17 protein-coding genes are annotated in these 19,515 nt (G+C 68.3%); 7 read left to right on the top strand and 10 right to left on the bottom strand.

Features of this window, described 5'->3' with window-relative positions:
- The first annotated feature begins 60 nt into the window (after nt 1–60).
- On the top strand, nt 61–1,248 hold the full coding sequence (locus tag RI032_RS09095) for a benzoate/H(+) symporter BenE family transporter (protein WP_322548167.1): 1,188 nt from the start codon (nt 61–63) through the stop codon (nt 1,246–1,248).
- A gap of 6 nt (nt 1,249–1,254) precedes the next feature.
- On the opposite strand, the gene RI032_RS09090 is transcribed toward RI032_RS09095, so the two are convergent.
- The 5 genes from RI032_RS09090 to egtB all read right to left on the bottom strand — a co-directional run bounded on the left by RI032_RS09090 (nt 1,255) and on the right by egtB (nt 6,578).
- Nucleotides 1,255–2,028 (bottom strand): DUF2628 domain-containing protein, encoded by a 774-nt coding sequence (locus tag RI032_RS09090; protein ID WP_057502445.1) that lies wholly within the window; start codon nt 2,026–2,028, stop codon nt 1,255–1,257.
- A gap of 50 nt (nt 2,029–2,078) precedes the next feature.
- A complete protein-coding gene (locus RI032_RS09085) occupies nt 2,079–2,945 on the bottom strand; it encodes a D-hexose-6-phosphate mutarotase (protein ID WP_164194362.1) in 867 nt (288 codons plus the stop codon).
- Between the two features lie 40 nt (nt 2,946–2,985).
- Nucleotides 2,986–4,251, bottom strand: coding sequence for a lytic murein transglycosylase (locus RI032_RS09080; RefSeq protein ID WP_322548166.1), 1,266 nt, complete (start codon nt 4,249–4,251; stop codon nt 2,986–2,988).
- Nucleotides 4,252–4,335: 84 nt separating this feature from the next.
- Entirely contained in the window at nt 4,336–5,310 is a 975-nt protein-coding gene (egtD, locus tag RI032_RS09075; protein ID WP_322548165.1) for an L-histidine N(alpha)-methyltransferase, read from the bottom strand.
- Nucleotides 5,307–6,578, bottom strand: coding sequence for an ergothioneine biosynthesis protein EgtB (gene egtB / locus RI032_RS09070; RefSeq protein WP_109815281.1), 1,272 nt, complete (start codon nt 6,576–6,578; stop codon nt 5,307–5,309). The genes egtD and egtB overlap by 4 nt, the downstream gene beginning before the upstream one ends.
- 150 nt (nt 6,579–6,728) lie before the next feature.
- Here egtB and RI032_RS09065 point away from each other — a divergent pair, with 150 nt between their 5' ends.
- On the top strand, nt 6,729–8,009 hold the full coding sequence (locus RI032_RS09065) for a GGDEF domain-containing protein (RefSeq protein WP_197656858.1): 1,281 nt from the start codon (nt 6,729–6,731) through the stop codon (nt 8,007–8,009).
- 3 nt (nt 8,010–8,012) lie between these two features.
- Here RI032_RS09065 and RI032_RS09060 read toward each other — a convergent pair whose 3' ends face one another.
- Complete coding sequence (locus tag RI032_RS09060) at nt 8,013–8,405, bottom strand: YchJ family protein (RefSeq protein WP_322548164.1); 393 nt, start codon at nt 8,403–8,405, stop codon at nt 8,013–8,015.
- A 101-nt stretch (nt 8,406–8,506) separates the two neighbouring features.
- Here RI032_RS09060 and RI032_RS09055 point away from each other — a divergent pair, with 101 nt between their 5' ends.
- Nucleotides 8,507–9,286, top strand: a complete 780-nt coding sequence (locus tag RI032_RS09055; protein WP_029380158.1) for a sulfite exporter TauE/SafE family protein — start codon at nt 8,507–8,509, stop codon at nt 9,284–9,286.
- A gap of 105 nt (nt 9,287–9,391) precedes the next feature.
- Here RI032_RS09055 and RI032_RS09050 read toward each other — a convergent pair whose 3' ends face one another.
- From RI032_RS09050 to folE, 4 genes are all read right to left on the bottom strand, one after another.
- The gene (locus tag RI032_RS09050) at nt 9,392–12,772 is read right to left on the bottom strand and encodes an ATP-binding protein (protein WP_010487513.1); all 3,381 of its coding nucleotides are present in this window, start codon (nt 12,770–12,772) and stop codon (nt 9,392–9,394) included.
- A 16-nt stretch (nt 12,773–12,788) separates the two neighbouring features.
- On the bottom strand, nt 12,789–13,490 hold the full coding sequence (locus RI032_RS09045; protein ID WP_005421303.1) for a DUF4194 domain-containing protein: 702 nt from the start codon (nt 13,488–13,490) through the stop codon (nt 12,789–12,791).
- Complete coding sequence (locus RI032_RS09040; RefSeq protein WP_010487509.1) at nt 13,477–14,946, bottom strand: DUF3375 domain-containing protein; 1,470 nt, start codon at nt 14,944–14,946, stop codon at nt 13,477–13,479. The genes RI032_RS09045 and RI032_RS09040 overlap by 14 nt, the downstream gene beginning before the upstream one ends.
- A gap of 112 nt (nt 14,947–15,058) precedes the next feature.
- Complete coding sequence (gene folE / locus RI032_RS09035) at nt 15,059–15,670, bottom strand: GTP cyclohydrolase I FolE (protein ID WP_004141296.1); 612 nt, start codon at nt 15,668–15,670, stop codon at nt 15,059–15,061.
- A 691-nt stretch (nt 15,671–16,361) separates the two neighbouring features.
- Between folE and RI032_RS09030 the strand changes: the two genes are divergently transcribed.
- The 4 genes from RI032_RS09030 to RI032_RS09015 all read left to right on the top strand — a co-directional run bounded on the left by RI032_RS09030 (nt 16,362) and on the right by RI032_RS09015 (nt 19,515).
- Nucleotides 16,362–16,817 (top strand): MarR family winged helix-turn-helix transcriptional regulator, encoded by a 456-nt coding sequence (locus RI032_RS09030; RefSeq protein WP_134959077.1) that lies wholly within the window; start codon nt 16,362–16,364, stop codon nt 16,815–16,817.
- 108 nt (nt 16,818–16,925) lie between these two features.
- Nucleotides 16,926–17,135, top strand: coding sequence for a DUF1656 domain-containing protein (locus RI032_RS09025; protein ID WP_010487502.1), 210 nt, complete (start codon nt 16,926–16,928; stop codon nt 17,133–17,135).
- Nucleotides 17,132–18,049 (top strand): efflux RND transporter periplasmic adaptor subunit, encoded by a 918-nt coding sequence (locus tag RI032_RS09020; RefSeq protein ID WP_043403026.1) that lies wholly within the window; start codon nt 17,132–17,134, stop codon nt 18,047–18,049. Before RI032_RS09025 ends, RI032_RS09020 begins: the two co-directional genes overlap by 4 nt.
- A complete protein-coding gene (locus RI032_RS09015) occupies nt 18,046–19,515 on the top strand; it encodes an efflux transporter outer membrane subunit (protein ID WP_322548163.1) in 1,470 nt (489 codons plus the stop codon). The genes RI032_RS09020 and RI032_RS09015 overlap by 4 nt, the downstream gene beginning before the upstream one ends.

Here is a 19,515-nt window from a genome sequence, read left to right as displayed (position 1 = left end):
CGTTGCGCGGTCAACGCCGCAACCGCTATCAATGCATGGATGCACACAGGAGAGACGGCAATGAACATGCAGGCGCGGCAAGCATGGTGGCGCGACCTTTCAGTACCGGCCCTCGTTGCCGGCTTCATTACTGTGCTGGTTGGCTTCGCCAGTTCGGCCGTCATCGTGTTCCAGGCTGCACAAGCCGTCGGTGCCAACCAGGCACAGATCGCCTCATGGATGTGGGCACTGGGACTGGGCATGGGTGTCACCTGCATCGGGCTGTCGCTGCGCTATCGCGTGCCGGTGGTGACCGCGTGGTCGACACCGGGCGCGGCAATGCTGGTGGTCGGTGCCGGTGGCGCCTCGCTCGCTGAAGCCACCGGTGCATTCCTGCTCGCCGCGGTGCTGGGCATGCTGGCAGGCTTCTCCGGCATCTTCGCCCGGTTGATGCAGCGGGTGCCGATGGCGCTGGCCGCCGGCATGCTGGCCGGCGTCCTGCTGCGCTTCGGTCTGGACGTGTTCGTGGCCATGAACACCCAGCTGGTGCTGGCGCTTGCGATGTTTGCCACCTGGCTGGCCGGACGCCGCCTGTTCCCGCGCTATGCGGTCATCGCCACCCTGCTGGTCGGCATCGCGGTCGCGGCCAGCCGTGGCCTGCTGCACGCACAGCAGGTACAGCTGCAACTGGCGGTACCGCAATGGGTGACCCCATCCTTGTCCTGGACGGCGGTGGCCGGCATCGCCCTGCCCCTGTTCGTGGTCACCATGGCCTCGCAGAACATTCCGGGCGTGGCGGTGATGCGGGCCTCCGGCTACGACGCCCCGGTGTCGCCGCTGATCGGCTGGATCGGTGTGGTCAATACGCTGCTGGCACCATTCGGGGCGTACGCGCTGAACCTGGCGGCAATCACCGCGGCGATCTGCATGGGTCGCGATGCGCATGAGGACCCGGCACGACGCTATACCGCCGCCATGGCGGCAGGTGCCTTCTACATCGTCATCGGACTGTTCGGTGCCACCGTGGCCGCGCTGTTCGCTGCGTTCCCGAAGGAGCTGGTGGCCTGCGTGGCCGGTATTGCGCTGTTCGGCACCATCGCCAACAGCCTGGCCAGTGCGCTGGCGGTGGAGCGGGACCGCGAGGCGGCACTGGTCGCCTTCCTGGTCACCGCCTCGGGCGTTTCACTGGCCGGCATCGGCTCGGCGTTCTGGGGCCTGGTGGCCGGTGCGCTGTGCCTGCTGGTGCTGCGGCCCCGTCAGGGCCGCTGACCCACCCTACCCCGCCAATGCGGCACCGACGGTGCTCAGTACCACCGCGATGACGATGGCGATCAGTGTGGCGACCACGCTGGTGCCGCCGCGCGCGGTCAGCTCGCTGCGCAGCCGTGCGTCATCGCCGCCGGTGATGGCTCGGGCCTGGGCGATCAGGCGCTGGCAGTGTGCCAGGTACCAGCTGTTGCCAAAGATGCCGGTGGTGATGCTGAGTGCCAAGGTGATGACCAGCGACAGGCCATCCGGCACGTCCAGCAAGGTCTCCACCACGCTGATCAGCAACAGCAGGCCAGCCCACATCGCCGCCAGGCGGTACATCCTGCGGTACATCATCCAGATCAGGCCGAGCAGGAAGGCCGGCCAGTGCCAGGTGCCACTGCCCGTGGCAATGCCCTGATCCAGCCGCCAGCGCTGGCGGTAGATCGGGAAGTTGCCGCCGACCACGCTGGCGTACAAGGCCATCTCGCCCTCCAGCCCGGCAGCCACGGCCCTATCCGGTACAGCGACCGGCGCTCGATAGGGATCGGACGGATCGCCGACACTCGGCGCGATGCCCTCAACCGCAGGGGCTGCGTCGATATCCGGGGCCGGGGCCACCTCGATGGGCGTGGAAGCCTGCTCCAGTTCCGACAACGGCCGCCATGAGGGCATGCCTTCGCACCAGAGCAGCGTGCGCGCCGTAACCGTCCCTTCCTGCTGCAGCTGGCGAAGACCGGCCAGATCCACCGGCCCACTGCTCTGCCTGCCATTGGCGTACCACCATTGTGCTTCCTGCATGTTTTCCGTCCTTGCTACCTGCATCGACAAACTGAAATCGCTGCCAGCGCCTACAGCGCGGCACTGGTCAGGGTCTGCACCAGCTGATGGCGCGCACCCGGCGCAAGCGTAATCTGCTCCGGGCCTGCGTTGGCCACTTCAAGGCAGACGTAATCGTGCCACCCATCGCCGACATCGGACATCCTGGCTGCGGCCTCGGCACCGGGATTCCAGGCCACCAGGGTCTGGCTGCCTTCGCTGCGGATCTCGATCCGCCGCTGCAGTACGGGGTCACGCAGTACGTAATGGCCGCCGGCACCGGTATAGATGCGATCGCTGCGACCGGGATCACGCGGATCGCGCAATGACCACGGTCCCTGTTGCAGGCGCAGCTGCGCATAGTCCTCGTACTTGTCCAGGTACTGCAGGCCATCAAGGCCCTCGACCTCGACCCGGTTGGCATCGCCCACCCGGAAATAGCTGTGCAGGGCCTGGGTGAAGGTCACCGGCGAGGTTCCGGTGTTCTGGGTGACCAGCTGCTGGCGCAGCTGGCGGCCGATGCGCAGCTGCATCTGCAGGCGCAGGCCGGGATCAGTGCAGGGCGCCGGCGCCAACTGCAGCTCGACCTCACCGTCATCGCTCTGGCTGGCCTGCAGAAGCTCCCAGCGCGCGGTACGTACCAGGCCATGCGCCGGTACATCGGCACTCTGGCCTTGGCGCCCGAACCATGGCCAGCACACCGGAACGCCACCGCGGATGGGCGTAGGCAGCTCGGCGCGCGTGGGCGAAAGCCACAGCAGGTCGGGCTGCCCATCGGGAATGAACGACAGCAGCTGGCCACCAAACACACTGACGACCGCCGTGGCATTGGCGGTTCGCACCTGCCAGGCCTCCAGGCCGTGATACAGGCCGGTGCTGATGTCCGGATTCAACTGCATGCGATGACGCTCCTTGAAGACCGCGGGGATGATGTCGCGGTCAACGTGCCGCCGGCAAGGCCTTCTGCCCAGCGGGTGCGATAGCGGCCTCTTCCTGCAGCGTGCGCAGGATGCGCTGGCCGGCGCGGCCGTCCACCTCACTCCAGCCCAGGCGCTGCTGCTCGGTCTGGATCGCGCGACGCGTGGCGGTACCGATCATGCCGTCGGCGGCACCGATGTCGTGGCCACGGGCCAGCAGCAGGGTCTGCAGCTGGCGGCGCTCATCGCGGCCCAGGCCCGGGTCATCGGTCGGCCAGGCGGTGGCCAGACCGTTGCCGCCACGCAATTGCTCAGCCAGCGTCGCGATCGCCAGCGCATAGCTTTCGGCGGCGTTGTAACTGTAGATCGCGTCGTAGTTGCGGAACACCAGCAATGCCGGGCCCTTGTTGCCGGCCGGCATCAGCAGGGCGGCGCGCGCATCCGCCGGCAGGTTGACCGGAACCAACGCGCTGCCATCCAGCGCGGTCACGCCCTGCGCACGCCAGTCGGCCAGGGCGCGACGCTGGGTGCGCCCCGCCTGGCTGGCGTTGAAGCCGGCAGGAACGCGAACTTCCATGCCCCACGGCTCTCCGCTGCGCCACCCGGCGCGCTTGAGGTAGTTGGCGGTGGACGCCAGCGCATCGGGAACGCTGCCGACCAGATCGCGGCGGCCATCGCCATCACCGTCCACGGCGATGCGTGCATAGGTACTGGGCATGAACTGCGTATGCCCGAAGGCACCGGCCCAGGAACCGGTGAGCCCCTGGGCCTGCAGGTCCCCGCGGTCGATCAGCTTGAGCAGCGCCAGCAGTTCACCGCGGAAGAAGGGTTGGCGACGGCCGGTGCAGGACAGCGTGGCCAGTGATTGCAGCAACGGGCGCTTGCCGAACACGCGGCCGTAGTCGCTCTCCACGCCCCAGACCGCGACGATGGTGGCCGGATCGACGCCGTACTGCGCCGAGACCCGATCGAGCAGGTCGCGGTGCTGCTGCAGCATGGCGCGACCATCAGCCACGCGCTGGCGATCGACCAGCGCGGCCAGGTAGTCCCAGATCGGCGTGGTGAATTCGGGCTGCGCATCGAGCAGGCCGAGCACGCTGGGGTCCGGGGTGAGCCCGGCGGTGATCTCGTTGAAGCGGACGGCGCTGATGCCCTGGCTGGTGGCCGTGGCCTGCAGACCCGCCAGGCAGCGGCTGAAGGTCGGATCGACGCTGGCATTGGATGCTGCAGGCAGCACGGGGGGCGAGGCGAGAGCGGCCGCCAGGCCGAGCGTGGTCAGAATGGGCATGGCGTCCTCCGTGTTGCCGTTGCACGGCCATCTTAGGGGTAGCGGTACTGCTGAACCTGAAGGGGCACCGGCTGGCCGTCCGCCCTAGATGGCACGCAGCAGGCGCAGGCCGTAGGCGGGACTGTCGGCATTCCAGCGCTGCGTGACCTGCAGTCCCGCCTCCTGCAGCAGCGACTCGAAGCTGTCGTCGGTGTACTTGTGGCTGTACTCCACGCGGATCGGTTCGTCGGCGGCAAAGTGGAAGGTCCGGCCATCCAGATGGACGTCCTGTGCCCGCTGGCTGACCAGATCGGTCTCGATGCGCAGCCGCGCAACGCTGTAGCGGGCACGATGACGGAAGCCATCGGGATCGAAGTCGCTGCCGATCTCGCGGTTGAGGCGCGCCAGCAGGTTTAGGGTGAATGCGGCGGTGAGGCCCTGCGCGTCGTTGTAGGCCGCCTCGATCAGGGCCGGGTCCTTGTGCAGATCGATCCCGACCAGGGCCAGGCCGTCGCGCCCCATCGTCTGGCGCATCGCCCGCAGCAGGGCGACGGCGTCTTCGCCTTCAAAGTTGCCCAGCGTGGAACCGGGGAAGAACAGCAGTCGTCGCGCGGGCTCGCGTTCGGGCAGGGGCACGGCCACGGGATGGGTGAAGTCGGCACAGACCGGCAGCATCTCCACCTCGGGCAGCGCCGGTGCCAGATGGTCGATGCTGGACAGCAGCGCGGCGCGCGAGATCTCGATCGGGGTGTAGGCCACGGGGTTCTGCAGCGCGGCCAGCAGCAGCGCGGTCTTGCGTCCGCTGCCGCTGCCCAGCTCCACCACGTGCAGGCGCGGGCCAGCGGTGCGGGCGATGTCCGGCAGCACGCGCGCCAGCAGGGCCAGCTCGGTGCGCGTGGGGTAGTACTCGGGGGTCTGCGTGATCTGCTCGAACAGGCGCGAGCCGCGTGCATCGTAGAAGTATTTGGACGGCAGCTGGCGGGGCGTGCGCGACAACCCGGCCACCACGTCGGTGAGGACCTGCTGGCGGCCGGGGGTGAGATCGGTCAACGCCTGCAGCGCATCCTGCACCGTACTCATGCGAGGTCCCTGGCCAGACGCAGCCCGGAGAACTGCCAGCGCGCCGGTGGCATGAAGAAGTTGCGGTAGCTGGCGCGCACATGGCCGCGGGGCGTCACGCAGCTGCCGCCGCGCAGTACCCATTGCCCGCACATGAACTTGCCGTTGTATTCACCGAGGTTGCCGGCGAAGGGGCGGAAGCCCGGGTAGGCGCCATACGCGCTGTGGGTCCATTCCCATACATCGCCGAACAGCTGCCGCAGTCCACGGCCCTGCCCTGCCTGCGGGTGCAGCCGATCGTCATCGGCGAAATGGCCGCGCAGCGGCTGCGACGCGGCAGCGGCCTCCCACTCGAACTCGCTGGGCAGGCGCGCGCCGGCCCAGCGGGCGAAGGCATCGGCCTCGTAGTAGCTGAGGTGGCAGACCGGCGCGTGCGGATCCAGTCCGCGCCAACCGCCCAGGGTGTACTCGCGCTGCAGGGCGTCATCCCAGTACAGCGGATGCCGCCAGTCCTCGGCTTCACGCATTGCCCAGCCTTCACTGAGCCACCAGCGCGGCTCGCGGTAGCCGCCGGCGTCGATGAAGGCGCGGTACTCGGCATTGCTGACGGGACGCTCAGCGAGCGCATGCGCGGGGAGCAGCACGCGATGCGCCGGCGATTCGTTGTCGTAGGCGAAGGCGGCGTGCTGCGGCCAGGCTGCGGCACCGACGGTGACGATGCGCTCGGGTGATTCGATCCAGCCCTGCGCACTGGCAGCGCTGGCGGCAGGCTGCAGGTCCTCGCGGTAGGCGGGCTGCAACGGGTTGCACCAGAACGCATGCTTGATGTCGGTGAGCAGCAGTTCCTGGTGCTGCTGTTCGTGCTGCAGGCCCAACTGCAGATGCTGCAGTGCCTGCTCATCAAGGTCGCCTGCCGCCAGCCGCGATTGCACCTGTGCATCGACCTGCTGGCGGTAGTCGCGCACCTGCTGCAGCGATGGCCGCGACAGCAGCCCACGCTGCGGCCGGGCATGCGCCGGCCCGATGCTCTTGTAGTAGCTGTTGAACAGGTAATCCCAGGCCGGGTCATGCGCCGGTGCAGCAGTGAAACCCGCCAGCACGAAGCGTTCGAAGAACCAGGTGGTGTGGGCCAGGTGCCATTTGCTCGGGCTGGCATCGGCCATGCTCTGCAGCATGGCGTCCTCGGCGCTGAGCGGCGCGGCCAGTTGCATGCTGCGCGCACGCACCCGTGCGAACTGGTGGGCGAGATCGTGCTGCGGGGCAGCGACGGCGGCGGGTACGCTGTCCATGTGGGCAGCATCGGCGCTGGACGGTGAGTGCAATGTCATGGTTCAGCGTCACTTCGTTCACATGGATGAGCCTGCCGCATTCAAGAAGCCACCCCGAACGCCGCTAACGGCAATGCTGCGGCCGCGTCGTCACCGCGCTGGAATTCCTGCTTGCCCCTGCATCCGCTCCGCCAGCCTGCGCACTACCTGTTCGTGCTGCCCGCCCTGCTGGTTGCCGTAGTGGTATGGACCGCATTGGATACCGCAGACGTGGCCAGCCCGGCGCAGCGCATCCTGCCCTGGCTGCTGGCCTGCCTCGGTGCCGGCCTGGCCCTGCTCTACCACCAGGTACGTCCGCTCTGCCTGCTGCTGGTGGTGGCGGTCATGTTCGCGCTGCTGCACCAGGACGTGGGCGGCTACCTGCGCAGCGGCCATGTCGGCGCGCTGACACCCCTGCGCTTCCATGCCATCTCGGCGTGGCTGCCATTGCTGTTCGCCGGCCTGTCGTTGTGGCCGGAGCGCGGGCGTCGCCGCCACGACCTGCTGTTGCGCTCCGTCGCCAGCGGTACGGCATTGCTGATCTTCCTGCTGCTGGCCACGCAGCAGCCGCGCGGCATGCACGATCTGCTGTCGAACCGTCACTGGGCGTGGATCCCGGCCGACTGGAACGCGCTGGCGCAGCTGCCGGCGCTGCTGTTCCTGCTGGCCACGGCGGCGCTGGGCTGGCAGGCCTGGCGGCATCCGCGGCCGCTGCACACGGCGATGCTGCTGGCCCTGCTGTGCCTGTGGTGGATGCTGCCACGGGTATTCCTGCAGCCGGTGCTGCTGCCAGCGCTGAGCAGCGCTGCCCTGCTGCTGATGCTGGGTGCGATGCTGCAGGAGTCCTTCCACATGGCCTTCCGCGATGAGCTGACCGGCCTGCCCGGGCGCCGCGCGTTCAACGAGACCCTGCAGCGGGCACGCGGCACCTACAGCATCGCGATGGTGGACGTGGACCACTTCAAATCGTTCAACGATACCCACGGCCACGACACCGGCGACGACGTGCTGCGCCTGGTGGCCTCGCGGCTGGCGCGGGTCGGTGATGGTGGACGTGCGTTCCGCTATGGCGGCGAGGAGTTCGCGGTGGTGTTCCTGGACCGCCCGGCAATGGCCTGTGTCGATGCCGTGGAAGCCTTGCGGCAGAGCATCGAGGACACGCGCATGCAGCTGCGTGACCGCAGCACCCGCAGCCGCGACGATGACGCCGGGCGCCAGCAGCGCGGGCGCGGCGGCAGCGGACAGGTAGTGCAGGTAACGGTAAGCATCGGTCTGGCCGACACCCGCGTCGGTCCGCGGCCGACGGCCGTGGTCAAGGCTGCCGACCAGGCGCTGTACGTCGCCAAGGACGGCGGCCGCAACCAGGTGCGCGCCTATGCCGGGCAGGGCGTGCTGGCAGTACGCGGTGGCTGAGGCTCAGAGCGCGTCGAGGTAATACCAGCGGCCTTCGATGCGCAGGAAGCGGCTGTGCTCGGTCATCTTCACCGCGCTGCCGCCGCCCACCCGGTAGCGCGCGGTGAACCGGACCTCAGCGCAGTCGGCGCCGGTGACGGTGTGCTCGTGCACGGTCAGGCCCAGCCAATGCGTGCGCTGACCGGGCGCATCATCCAGCGACAACTCGGCCGGACGCGTATCCGGGTGCCAGCTCTGGCGCAGGTAGTCGGCCAGGCCCCGCACATAGGCGCTGTAGCGCGAACGCATCAGGCGCTCGGCATCCGGCGCGGCTTCACCGGCGTGGAAGCGGCCGCAGCAGGCCGTATAGTCGGCGGGCAGGCCGCAGGGACAGGGATCGGCAGGTTTTTTGCTCATATCCGTATTGTCGCCGGGTTGCACAGATCGATCCACGCACGGAACGGGTCGCCGGTACAGGACAGGCGTATGCTGTCGCGCCCCCACCTTGATTGATCGCCGTGCTGGAACTGGTTCCCCCCGAGTTGTGGTGGCTGGTGGTGATCGCCTTCATCGCCGGTCTTGTGGATGCCGCCGTGGGTGGCGGTGGCCTGGTGCAGCTGCCGGGACTGTTCACGGTGCTGCCGCAGCAGACGCCAGCGATGCTGTTCGGTACCAACAAGTTCAGTTCGATGTTCGGTACCGGTGCGGCGGCCTGGCGCTATGCGCGCAACGTGCGCTTCCCGTGGAAACCGGTGCTGTTCGCGGCCGGCACGGCCTTCATCTTCTCCTTCGCCGGGGCCACGGCGGTAAGCCTGCTGCCCAAGGACGCGGTGCGCCCACTGGTGCTGGTGCTGCTGATCGCGATGCTGGCCTACACACTGTGGAAGAAGGACTTCGGCGCGCTGCACCGCCCGCAGGAGATCGGTCGCCGCGAGCTGGCGATCGCGCTGGCGATCGGTGCGGCGATCGGGTTCTACGACGGCTTCTTCGGGCCGGGCACCGGCAGCTTCCTGATCTTCCTGTTCGTGCGCTTCTTCGGCCTGGATTTCCTGCGCGCGTCAGCGGCATCGAAGGTGGTGAACCTGGCGACGAATGTTGCGGCGATCTCGTTCTTCGTGCCGACCGGCAACATCCTGTGGCTGTTCGCGCTGCCGATGGCGGCGGCCAACATCATCGGTTCGGTGGTGGGCACGCGACTGGCGCTGAAGGGCGGCACGCCGTTCATCCGCAAGCTGTTCGTGGGGCTGGTGGTGGTGCTGATCGCGCGGATGGCGTGGGATACGTTCCGCGGTTCGTGAGGGACGTTATGAAATGGCAGGTGCCAACCTTGGTTGGCACGTTGTTTCAGGTCGCGAAGAGCAGCCGAGCATGGCTCGGCTCTACAGGTAGATGGACCGAGGCGCTCAGGCCTCGGCTTCTTCCGGTTCGTTGGCCTGCTGGCGGCTGCGCTCGGGCAGCTTCAGGCGCTTGCCTTCTTCGTCGTACTCGATCAGCAGCACGCCGGAGTCGTGGCGGCCGCTGATCTCGACGAAGCAGGCGCCGCCGATGAACGGTTCCAGCGTCATCACCGACTTCAGCGGGGTGGCGACCACCATCTGGAAGCCGAAGTTGTCGAAGATGTTCATCGCCAGCGCGGTGAACTCGTTATCGGCCTTGTCGAAGGCTTCGTCGAGCACCACTGCGGCGTAGCTGGGCAGCTGGCTGTCGGCACCACCGAGCTGGTAGCGCAGCGCGGCCGCCAGGCAGGTCGTGGCCAGCTTCTGGCGCTGGCCACCGGACTTGCCGGCGCCGCTGCGGTAGATCTCGACCTGCTGGCGCGTTTCCGCATCCAGCTCGACGCCGATGAACTCCACGTGCATGCGCACGTCCAGCACCAGCTCGCGCCAACGCTTGTCCTCGCCTTCCTGCGAGCCCAGGCGGTTGACCAGCTGGCGCAGCACGGTGAACTGCGATTCGGCCAGCTCGCGCTGCTCGGTCTGCTGCTGCGACAGCACTTCGCGCAGCTGCAGGTGGAACTCGCCGACTTCCGGCAGGCGTCGGTCGTTCAGTTCGATGGTCAGCAGCGTGCCTCGGTTGAACGGCACCTGTTCCAGGCTGGCGTTCACTTCGTCCAGGCGCTGGCCGATCGACTTGCGGGCCTCGGCGCTGTGCCGCTGCAGGGCCAGTAGGTTGTTCTTGCTCTGGTTCTGCAGCAGGTCGAAGAAGCGCTCTTCGTGCTGCGGCAGGCCATCGCGTTCCAGGCGTTCGAGGCGCGCGAGGAAGTCCTCGGCCGAGGCCACCGAGACGGTGAAGTCGCCCGATTCCTCCGGCCACTGCTGGATGAAGCGACGGAAGCAGCCGATCAGCTGGTTCTCGATGCGGTTGAGGTCCTGCTGCGAGGAAGACAGCTGCTCATTCAGCGCGTTGCTGACCTGGCGCATGTGCGCTTCCAGCGTTTCCAGGCTGAGCGGGCCCTGCTCCTGAAGGCGCTCGGCGAGGCCGGCTTCCTGCTCCTGGGCCAGGCTCGGCAGCACCAGCGCACGGCTCTGCTGGCGTGCGCGGTCAAGGCGATCGCGCTCCTTGACCAGCTGGCCGCGCTCGACACGCACGTCTTCATAGGTGCGGCGCGACTGTTCGATGTCCGCGCGCACCGCATCGATCTGCTTGGCCAGCTTGGCGAGGTCGGCATTGCCTTCGCGCAGGTCGCGCAGCGTCGCTTCGATATCGCTGAGGCGCTGCTGCGGGGCGGCGATATCGATCTCGTTCCAGCTGATGCTGACCAGCTCGTGGCAGGCCAGGCGGCGTTCGTTGTCGCGATCACGCTGGCCACGCAGGCGCGCGATGTCGGTCTCGCAGCCGGCGATGCGCTTGGCCAGTTCCTGTGCTTCACGCTCGAAGGCGCCGACCTTGTCGTGGTTGTTGAAGCCGAGAATCCAGCGACGGCGGTCACCCACGGCACTGCGGTCGTCCTTCTCGAAGCGGTCACCCGGATGCTTGACCTGGCCTTCGCGGGTGATGCCGCGATCGACGTTGCGCAGCTGCTTGGCATCGACGCACTCGTAGTCGAAGCGCTTGCCAAGCTCACGGCGCAGCCAGCTTTCGAACACGTGCTCGCGCAGTTCCAGCTTGTGCAGCAGCGACTTCGCCGACGGCTCGCGCGCGAACGCATCATCGTTGCGGCGCACGCGGTAGTAGGTGAAGCGCATGCCCAGGTGGGTGCGGTTCACCCACTCGGCGACGTCGTTGTAATGCTTGTCATCGACCAGCAGCGACAGCGCGAAACCGCCCAGCACGCGCTCGATGGCACCCTGCCAGCCCTGCTCTTCGGAGCGGACCTGGATCAGTTCGCCAACGAACGGCAGCGCTGCTTCGGCGATGCCCGTTTCCTCGGCCAGGCGCGCGCGCAGCTTCTGCATCGGCGCAGGGATGTTGGACGGCGTGCGCTGCATCGCTTCGAGTTCCGCACGGACTTCGCCGAAGCGGCGCTCGTCATCGCGCTTGCCACCCAGGCGATCACTGATCGCGTCGTCCAGCGCCGAAGAGGCACGCTGGCGGTCCTGCAGTTCGTTCTGCGCGCGCTCGACCAGCTCGGCGAAGCCGTGGGCGTCGTCCGGCAGTTCAGCCTGCAGCTGCTGCGCGGCCTGGCGTGCCTGCTCGCGCTTGGCCTGGCGGCGGTCGCGCTCGGCTTCAGCACGGCCCTGCTCGCGTTCCAGTTCCTCGATGCGCTCACCGCCCTGCTGGCGGCGCTGCAGTTCCAGTTCGGCCAGGCGCTCGGTGTGGTTGTCCAGTGCGGCACGGCGCTGGGCTTCCTCGCCAAGCAGGCCACGGTCACGCACGTCCATCTCGCGCAGGCGCGCTTCGATCAGCGCCTGGCGGCGGCTTTCGCGGAAGCTGTCGACGCCGAGCTTCAGCGCTTCGTCGTCGCCACGCCGGCGGTGCATTTCCTTCAGGTCGTTGTAGTAGGCGCGTGCCGGCAGCAGGGTTTCCACTTGGCGGCGCGCGGTAACCACCGCCTGGTGCGCGCCATCGAGCTCGGCGAAGTCGCTGACCAGGCGCTCGGCGGCGTCGAAGGTCTTCGGCGTGTCGAGCATGAAGTCGCGCAGGAAGACATTGAGGTCGCCCAGGTTCTTCGCCGACTGCGTCTTGTGCAGCAGGCGCAGCGCCATCTCGTTGTCGATGCCGAGCAGGTCGCGGAAGCGCTCGGCGTAACCGGAGAAGGTGTCGAAGTGGTGCAGGTCGGACAGCTTCTGCTTGAGCTTGCGCAGGTCCAGGTCGAAACCACCAAGATCCTTGGCGATGTCGAACGGGCGCTCGGCGATCATGTAGTGCTTGCGCACATCGCCAGCCGAGGTGCCGTTGCCGGAGATCCACAGCAGGCGCACCAGGCTGACCACGCGGCCATCGCCGGCGCGGTATTCCAGCACCAGCGCGGTCCAGGTCGCACCCTTGCGCAGGTACTGGGTGGCGATTTCGCCGGTGCCGCTGTCCTGCTGGTCGGCCCACGCGCCACGCACGTAGGACACCAGGTTGCGGTCGCGGCCACTGCGTTCGGCTTCACGCGCGGCGGCGTTGAAGTCGACGATGGCCGGCGGCGTCAGCAGCGCGGACATGGCATCGAGCAGGGTCGACTTGCCCGAGCCGGAACGGCCGACGAACAGGAAGCCGCGCTCGGCGATCGGCACTTCGGTCAGGCCGTTGAAGGTACCCCAGTTGTGCACCTGCAGGCGGCGCATGCGGAACTGCTGCAGGCGTGGGTCCGGCAGGCCTTCGTTGAACAGGGCGGGAGTGTGCTTGGAGATAGCCATGCGATGGTCGGGTCTCTCAGGCCTCGGCGGCCGGGGTTTCGCGCAGCTGGCGGTAGACCGCCGAGAGCTGGGACACGTCTTCGGCGGAGAACAGCAGCTTCAGCGCCGGCGAGACTTCGTGGCGGTCTTCCTGGCCGCTGAGGCGGGTCAGGATGTGGTTGTCCTTCATCTTCTGCACCGCCGAAGCGACACGGCGGTTGAAGCCGGCGCGGTCGGTGGACAGGTTCTTTTCGTAGATGGCCAACGCTTCGGCCATCTCGGCATCGGCGACCACCGCGCGGTTGCCGCGCGCATCGGCCTCGGCCAGCTGCTGGCGAAGGTACAGCAGCAGCACCGAGTCGATGAAGGTCAGCGGCGAGGTGCGCAGCAGCACCGGCGCATCAACGTCTTCGGTATCGGCCTGGCGGGTGAACGCCACGCCGCTGTCACGATCGAGCACCAGTTCCAGGAACAGGTCCGCCAGCGACGAGCGGATGGCCGCCTCGCTGCGGATCAGCGCCGGCCACAGTTTGGCGTGGCGCAGCTGGTCGATGCTGGGGCCGATCAGCAGCTGGCACAGCGCGCGGCGCGCATCCAGCGGCAGGCGCCCGGTATCGCCGAGGTAATACACGTCGTTGCCACGGCGGGGCTGCGCCACGGCCGCCACCGGCTCGGCCTCGTAGGCGTCTTCCGCCACGTCGGCCTGCGGTGCGTCGATGGGATCTTCATGCCAGCTCATGGCGTCTCTCCTGAGTGAACCAAACCAGCGGGATGCGGGCGCGACGGATCTGGCCGTCGCCACCACGCCATTGCGCAAGCTCCTGCTCGCCGGCAACCACGTTGCCGAAGCGCGTGCCCAGCGACAGGTAGCCGATGACGCTGCCGAGGCCCTGCGGCGCTTCGCGCTGCGACAGGGCCTGGGCGATGCTGAGCCGCGGCTGTGCATCGAGCAGGTCGTGCAGGTCGCGGCGCAGGGTACGGAAATCGATTTCGGACGAAGCGACTAGATCACCGACGCTTTCCAGGCTGATGGCCGCGGCGTCGTTGTATTCGACATTGCCATCGACCTGGGCACTGCGCGGATCGTGCAGCCTCCACTGCGACCACGAGCGCAGGCGGCTGGTGGTCAACTGCAGGTCACGGCCGATGCCACGCTGTGCGGGGAATTCGTCGCGCAGAGCCAGTGCTTCGGACTGCGCCTGCTTCAGCAGCTGGTTGAGGCGACGCTGTTCCAGGTAGCCACGGCTCTGCACGAAGCCGCGCAGGCTGCGCGCGAAGTTCTGCAGCACGTCGTGCACCTGGCCACCGCGTTCGAGCATGGTGCTGGTGAAGCTGCGCAGGAAGTTGCGTTCGTTGCGGTCCAGGCGGCGCGCAAAGCCACGCGCCAGCACCGCTTCCAGCGCGGCATCGAGCTGGGCGCTCTGCTCGGCGTCGTTGAGCAGGCGCCAGAACGCCTGGAAACTGCGCCCGGCGTCACTTTCGCCGATGACATCCACGCCTTCGAACAGCTGCGACAACACGTCGCCGCGCTCGCCCTCGTCGTCGATGATGCGTTCGCGGAAATCGCGATTGAGCTGCTCGAAGTCATCGCGCACACGGCGGAAGTCCTCGGTCAGCTCGTCGGCCAGGCCGATGATCTGGCGGGTGCGTTCCAGCGCGCGCTTGCCGTCCAGCGCAACCACGCGGCCAGTGCCGACCCGGGCGATTTCGGCATCGATGCGGTCGCGCTCGTCGTGCAGCGCGGACAGGCGCGCATCAGGATCGGCTTCGGTCTGCGCAGCCAGCGCCGAGAGCTGCTCAATGACCAGCGCCAGGCGGCTTTCGGTGGCGGCCACGCGGGCCTGCTCGAGGCCGTCGGCGAAGCGGATCGCCTGCAGTGCGGCGGTGGACAGCTCGTACTGCTCCTGGTCGGCGCCTTCGGGCAAACGGCGTTCCAGCCAGCCCTGGGCCAGCCAGTGCGCGATGTAGGCCTGCGCGGTACGCGGCAGCTCGCGCGAGAGTTCATCGCCGGCCAGCTGGTCCAGCGCGCGCTGCAGGCGCTCGTTGAGCACCGACGAAGGCAACGTGCGCTCGCCGTCCATCAGCAGGCCCTGCAACAGGCCGATGATTTCCGGGGCGTGGTCGGCGGCAAGCAGCTTCCACTGGGGCTGTTCGCGCAGGTGGCGGTAACGGGCAATGCGTTCGCGATGCTTCATGCAGCGAAAGAAGTCTGTAGGGCTGACAGGGACGAGCCGCCATGCACGGCTGCCGCGGGGGCAGCCGTGGGCATGCCGGCCTGCAGGGGCCGGCGCGGTGCGGGCAAGCGGCTCAGCGCTTGCCGCCCACTTCGATGAAGCGCAGGAACTCGGCGCGGGTGCGCGCGTCGTCGCGGAAGCTGCCCAGCATCTTGGAGGTGACCATGCTGACGCCGCGCTTGTGGATGCCGCGCGTGGTCATGCACTCGTGGGCGCCTTCGACGACCACGCCGACGCCGATCGGCTGCAGCACATCCTGGATGCACTGGGCGATCTGCGCGGTCATCTTTTCCTGCACCTGGAAACGACGGGCGTAGGCTTCGACGACGCGGGCCAGCTTGCTGATGCCCACCACCTTGCCGGCCGGCAGGTAGCCGACGTGCACGCGGCCGATGATCGGCGCCATGTGGTGCTCGCAGTGGCTTTCGTACTCGATGTCCCGCAGGACGATCAGTTCGTCGTAGCCGGCCACTTCCTCGAAGGTCCGCTCCATGTAGGCGCGCGGGTCGTCGCGGTAACCGCTGAACCAGTCGCCATAGGCTTCGGCGACACGGCGGGGGGTATCCAGCAGGCCTTCACGGGACGGGTCCTCACCGGCCCAGCGCAGCAGGGTGCGCACGGCATCCTCGGCCTGGTCCTGGGTCACGTCGCCCTGCGGGGCGGCCTTTTCGTTGTTCTTGCTCATTGCGTACAGCGTCCCGAACGGGGGGCGAGCATCGTACCCGACCGGGGGGTGGGTCGTCCTGTTGGGACGGTTCATCGGGGGTCTCTTGCAGCGCCTCGTTGCAGCTGAGCGAGAGGGGGAGGGGCAGGCCAGGCAGGACACGCCGCAAGTACGTCCCTGTAGGCTCGGCCACGGCATCCATGCCGTGGACGGTCCTGCCTGGCCTGCCCCTCCCCCTCTCCGACAATTTCCCGCGGGCGCGGCCGGACCGCCCGAAAGCGGGGGCAAAAGCGGGGGTTCATGACTTCGGAAGCAGCGCGCCGCTGCTGTGGTGTCTTCTGCTTTGGTGGGTGCGGACCGTTGGTCCGCACTGCTTCTGCTCTTGCTTCTAAGAGCCAACCCACCGCGCTCGCGGGGGGATGGGAAGGCAGCGGGGGCCGGGCGGGGCAGGACCGTCCGCGGCATGGATGCCGCGGCCGAGCCCCCAAGGGTGAGGGCGCTTTGCTTGCGAGGCATGCCTCGCAAGCGCCCGAACGCACAGCCGCCAGCGGCTGGGCCGGACCCCGGAGGGGGGTTCACGGCGTGTCCTGCACCGTCCGGCGCCCGCTGCCCCACCGACACCAGGCAGGCGCAACGCTTTCCTCACCACACCCCACCCATTCAGAAAAACCTATTGATAGGAATGAAATTAGTAGTATCCTATCTATCTCTTATGGACCGACCCCTCGACGAGCGCACCGTGCTGCAGATGCAGCTCAGCTCCGGCCTGCTGTACGCAGGGCGGCAGTGGCAGCGCCTGGCCGACAGTCGGCTCGGCAGCTACGGCATCTCCACCGCCTGCACCATGCCCCTGTTGATGATCGGCCGCTCCGGCGGTGGCATCCGCCAGGTGGCACTGGCCCAGCAGCTGGGCATGGAAGGGCCCTCCCTGGTGCGCCTGCTGGACAAGCTGTGCGCCAGCGGCCTGGTCCGCCGCGAAAGCGATGCCAGCGACCGCCGCGCCAACCTGTTGTGGCTGACCGACGCCGGGCAGGCGCTGGTCAGCGAGCTGGAAGACCAGCTGATCGGCCTGCGCCAGGACGTGTTCGGCGAGCTTTCCATGGATGAACTGCACGCCGTGCTGAAGGCCTGGCGCCTGCTGGCCGAGGCCGCCGACCGCATCACGTAAGAGCGCTGCCCCCGAACACCGCCGCTGCCGTGCATACGCCAGCGGCTTTTGCCCGTTGCCGTTGTTCTGTTGTCCCTCCCCTCCCCCACCTCGCCCCCGCCCCTTCCGATGCCCGGTGAATTCAGTCTCCATGGAGTGTTCGTCCCGACCCTGCTCGGGTTGATGTTGTTGGCCTACTTGGTCAACAGCGGCCTGCACGCGCTGCTGCAGCGTGCCGGCGCCTATCGCCATGTATGGCACCCGGCGCTGTTCAACCTGGCGCTGTACGGGATCGTGCTTGGCCTGCTGTTCCACCTCCTGCGTTGGATGCAATCGTGAACAAGATCGTGAAGAAGACCCTGCCCATACTGCTGACCAGCGCAGCCGTGATCGTCGCCCTGCTGGTGCTGCGCCAGCTGTGGGTCTATTACATGGATGAGCCGTGGACCCGCGACGCCCATGTCGGTGCCGACGTGGTGCAGGTGGCACCGGACGTGTCCGGGCTGGTGGAAACGGTGAACGTGGCCGACAACCAGGCGGTGAAGAAGGGCGACGTGCTGTTCGTGATCGACCGCGCGCGCTACCGCATCGCGCTGGAACAGGCCAAGGCCAGCCTGGCCGAGCGCCAGGCCTCGGTGGCGCAGCTGCGCCGCGAAATCGGCCGTGACCGCAGCCTGCAGGATCTGGTCGCCGCCGAGGACGCCGAAGTGCGCCGCGCCAAGCTGCAGGCTGCACAGGCTGCGCTGGGCACCGCACAGGCGGCGGTCGACCTGGCCGAGCTCAACCTGGGCCGCACCGAGGTGCGCGCACCGGCCGATGGCCGGGTCAACGACCGCACCATGCGCGTGGGCGACTACGTGGTGGCCGGCAAGCCGGTGCTGGCGCTGCTGGACACCGGCTCGTTCCGCATCGACGGCTACTTCGAGGAAACCCGCCTGCGCGGCGTGGCCCCGGGGCAGCGCGTGGACATCCGCCTGATGGGCGAATCGGCGCCGCTGCGCGGCCATGTCGAGAGCATCGCCGCCGGCATCGAGGATCGCTACCGCAGCAACGGCAGCACCCTGCTGCCGAACGTGACCCCGGCCTTCGACTGGGTGCGGCTGGCGCAGCGCATTCCGGTGCGCATCGCGATCGACGAAGTGCCAAAGGGCGTTGAGCTGATTGCCGGCCGTACCGCCACGGTGACCGTACAGACCAACAGCACGAAGCATGCAGACAAGGTCGGCACCGCGCCGACACAGGCGGGCCTGTGAACGTCACCCTGCCCCGTCTCAGCCTGATCGTCGCGCTGGCCAGCCTGGCCGCGTGCAGGACCGTCGGCCCGGACTACGCGCTGCCGGAAGGCTCGGCGTTCAAGCGCCCGGAGGCCAATGCGGCCTTCATCGATACGCAGAACCCGCAGGTGGCCGCCAACCAGGCGCTGCCCGACCGCTGGTGGTCGTTGTACAACGACCCGGTGCTGGACGGGCTGATCACCCAGGCGCTGCGTGACAACGTGGAACTGAAGGCCGCCGATGCGCACCTGCGCCGCGCCGCCGCCGTGTACGAACAGGCGCTGGACGCCGGCGGCTTCGAGTACGAGGCCGAGGCCGGCGTCAGCCGCGCGCAGCTGTCGGCCGAATCGTTCCTGCAGGAGCACGAGCTGCCGGTGATCAACCTGGCCGATGGCAAGTTCGCGGTCAGCTACCAGTTCGACCTGTTCGGCAAGCTCAAGCGCGGCGCCGAAGCGGCGCGTGCCGACGAGCAGTCGGTGGCGGCGGCACGCGATCTGGCCCAGGTCAGTGTGGTCGCCCAGGTGGCCGACAGCTACCTGGAAATCTGCCATGCCAACCACGAACTGCACGTGGCCGAGCATTCGTTGCAGCTGCAGCAGCGCAGCCGCACCGTTACCGAACGCCTGATCGCGGCTGGCCGTGGCACGCCGCCGGAGCTGGCCCGCGCCAATGCCCAGGTGGCGCTGCTGGAAGCTGCACTGCCGCCGCTGCATGCGCAGCGCTCGGCGGCCGCCTATTCGCTGGCCGCCCTGCTCGGGCAGACCCCGGGCCAGCTGCCGGCTGGCGTGATCGACTGTGCACACGCCCCCGGCCTGGCGCAGCCGCTGCCGGTCGGTGATGGCCGGGCGCTGCTGCAGCGCCGCCCGGACGTGCGCCAGGCCGAACGCAAGCTGGCCTCGGCCACCGCGCGCATTGGCGTGGCCACCGCCGAACTGTATCCGGACATCCGCCTGGGTGCCTCGGTGGGTGCCGCCGGCCTGCTGGAAGACTTCGGCACGCCGATGACCCAGCAATGGTCGATCGGCCCGCTGATCTCGTGGACGTTGCCGTCGTCGGGCACGCACGCGCGCATCCACGCCGCCGAAGCCGGTGCCGACGCGGCGCTGGCCGAGTTCGACCACACGGTCCTGCAGGCGCTGCGCGAGACCCAGACCGCGCTGGACCGCTATGCGCAGGACCTGCGCCGGCTGCAGTCGCTGCGCATCGCGCAGGAACAGGCCGCACTGGCCGCCGAGCAGAACCGCCGGCTGTACCAGGGTGGCCGCACGCCGTACCTGTCCAGCCTGGATGCCGACCGCAGCCTGGCCACCAGCGATGCCACCCTGGCCGCCGCCGAAGCGCAGGTCTCACGCGACCAGATCCATCTGTTCCTGGTGCTGGGCGGCGGCTGGCAGGCAACGGTCGCCCCCGCGGCGCCGACCACCGCACAGGCCTCGGCGAAGTAA

Origin of the sequence: Stenotrophomonas geniculata (genome assembly GCF_034508895.1) — a bacterium.
GTDB classification, from domain to species: domain Bacteria; phylum Pseudomonadota; class Gammaproteobacteria; order Xanthomonadales; family Xanthomonadaceae; genus Stenotrophomonas; species Stenotrophomonas geniculata.
Note: the sequence above shows the minus strand (reverse complement) of the source record. Positions and strands in the feature narration are given on the sequence as shown.

Excerpts from the sequence above, each read along its gene's own strand:
- RI032_RS09045 (WP_005421303.1), bottom strand. The coding sequence starts at position 13,490 with ATGAGCTGGCATGAAGATCCCATCGACGCACCGCAGGCCGACGTGGCG.
- RI032_RS09040 (WP_010487509.1), bottom strand. The coding sequence starts at position 14,946 with ATGAAGCATCGCGAACGCATTGCCCGTTACCGCCACCTGCGCGAACAG.
- egtD (WP_322548165.1), bottom strand. The coding sequence starts at position 5,310 with ATGAGTACGGTGCAGGATGCGCTGCAGGCGTTGACCGATCTCACCCCC.
- RI032_RS09095 (WP_322548167.1), top strand. The coding sequence starts at position 61 with ATGAACATGCAGGCGCGGCAAGCATGGTGGCGCGACCTTTCAGTACCG.
- RI032_RS09025 (WP_010487502.1), top strand. The coding sequence starts at position 16,926 with ATGCCCGGTGAATTCAGTCTCCATGGAGTGTTCGTCCCGACCCTGCTC.
- RI032_RS09060 (WP_322548164.1), bottom strand. The coding sequence starts at position 8,405 with ATGAGCAAAAAACCTGCCGATCCCTGTCCCTGCGGCCTGCCCGCCGAC.
- RI032_RS09050 (WP_010487513.1), bottom strand. The coding sequence starts at position 12,772 with ATGGCTATCTCCAAGCACACTCCCGCCCTGTTCAACGAAGGCCTGCCG.
- egtB (WP_109815281.1), bottom strand. The coding sequence starts at position 6,578 with ATGGACAGCGTACCCGCCGCCGTCGCTGCCCCGCAGCACGATCTCGCC.
- folE (WP_004141296.1), bottom strand. The coding sequence starts at position 15,670 with ATGAGCAAGAACAACGAAAAGGCCGCCCCGCAGGGCGACGTGACCCAG.
- RI032_RS09080 (WP_322548166.1), bottom strand. The coding sequence starts at position 4,251 with ATGCCCATTCTGACCACGCTCGGCCTGGCGGCCGCTCTCGCCTCGCCC.
- RI032_RS09090 (WP_057502445.1), bottom strand. The coding sequence starts at position 2,028 with ATGCAGGAAGCACAATGGTGGTACGCCAATGGCAGGCAGAGCAGTGGG.
- RI032_RS09030 (WP_134959077.1), top strand. The coding sequence starts at position 16,362 with ATGGACCGACCCCTCGACGAGCGCACCGTGCTGCAGATGCAGCTCAGC.
- RI032_RS09085 (WP_164194362.1), bottom strand. The coding sequence starts at position 2,945 with ATGCAGTTGAATCCGGACATCAGCACCGGCCTGTATCACGGCCTGGAG.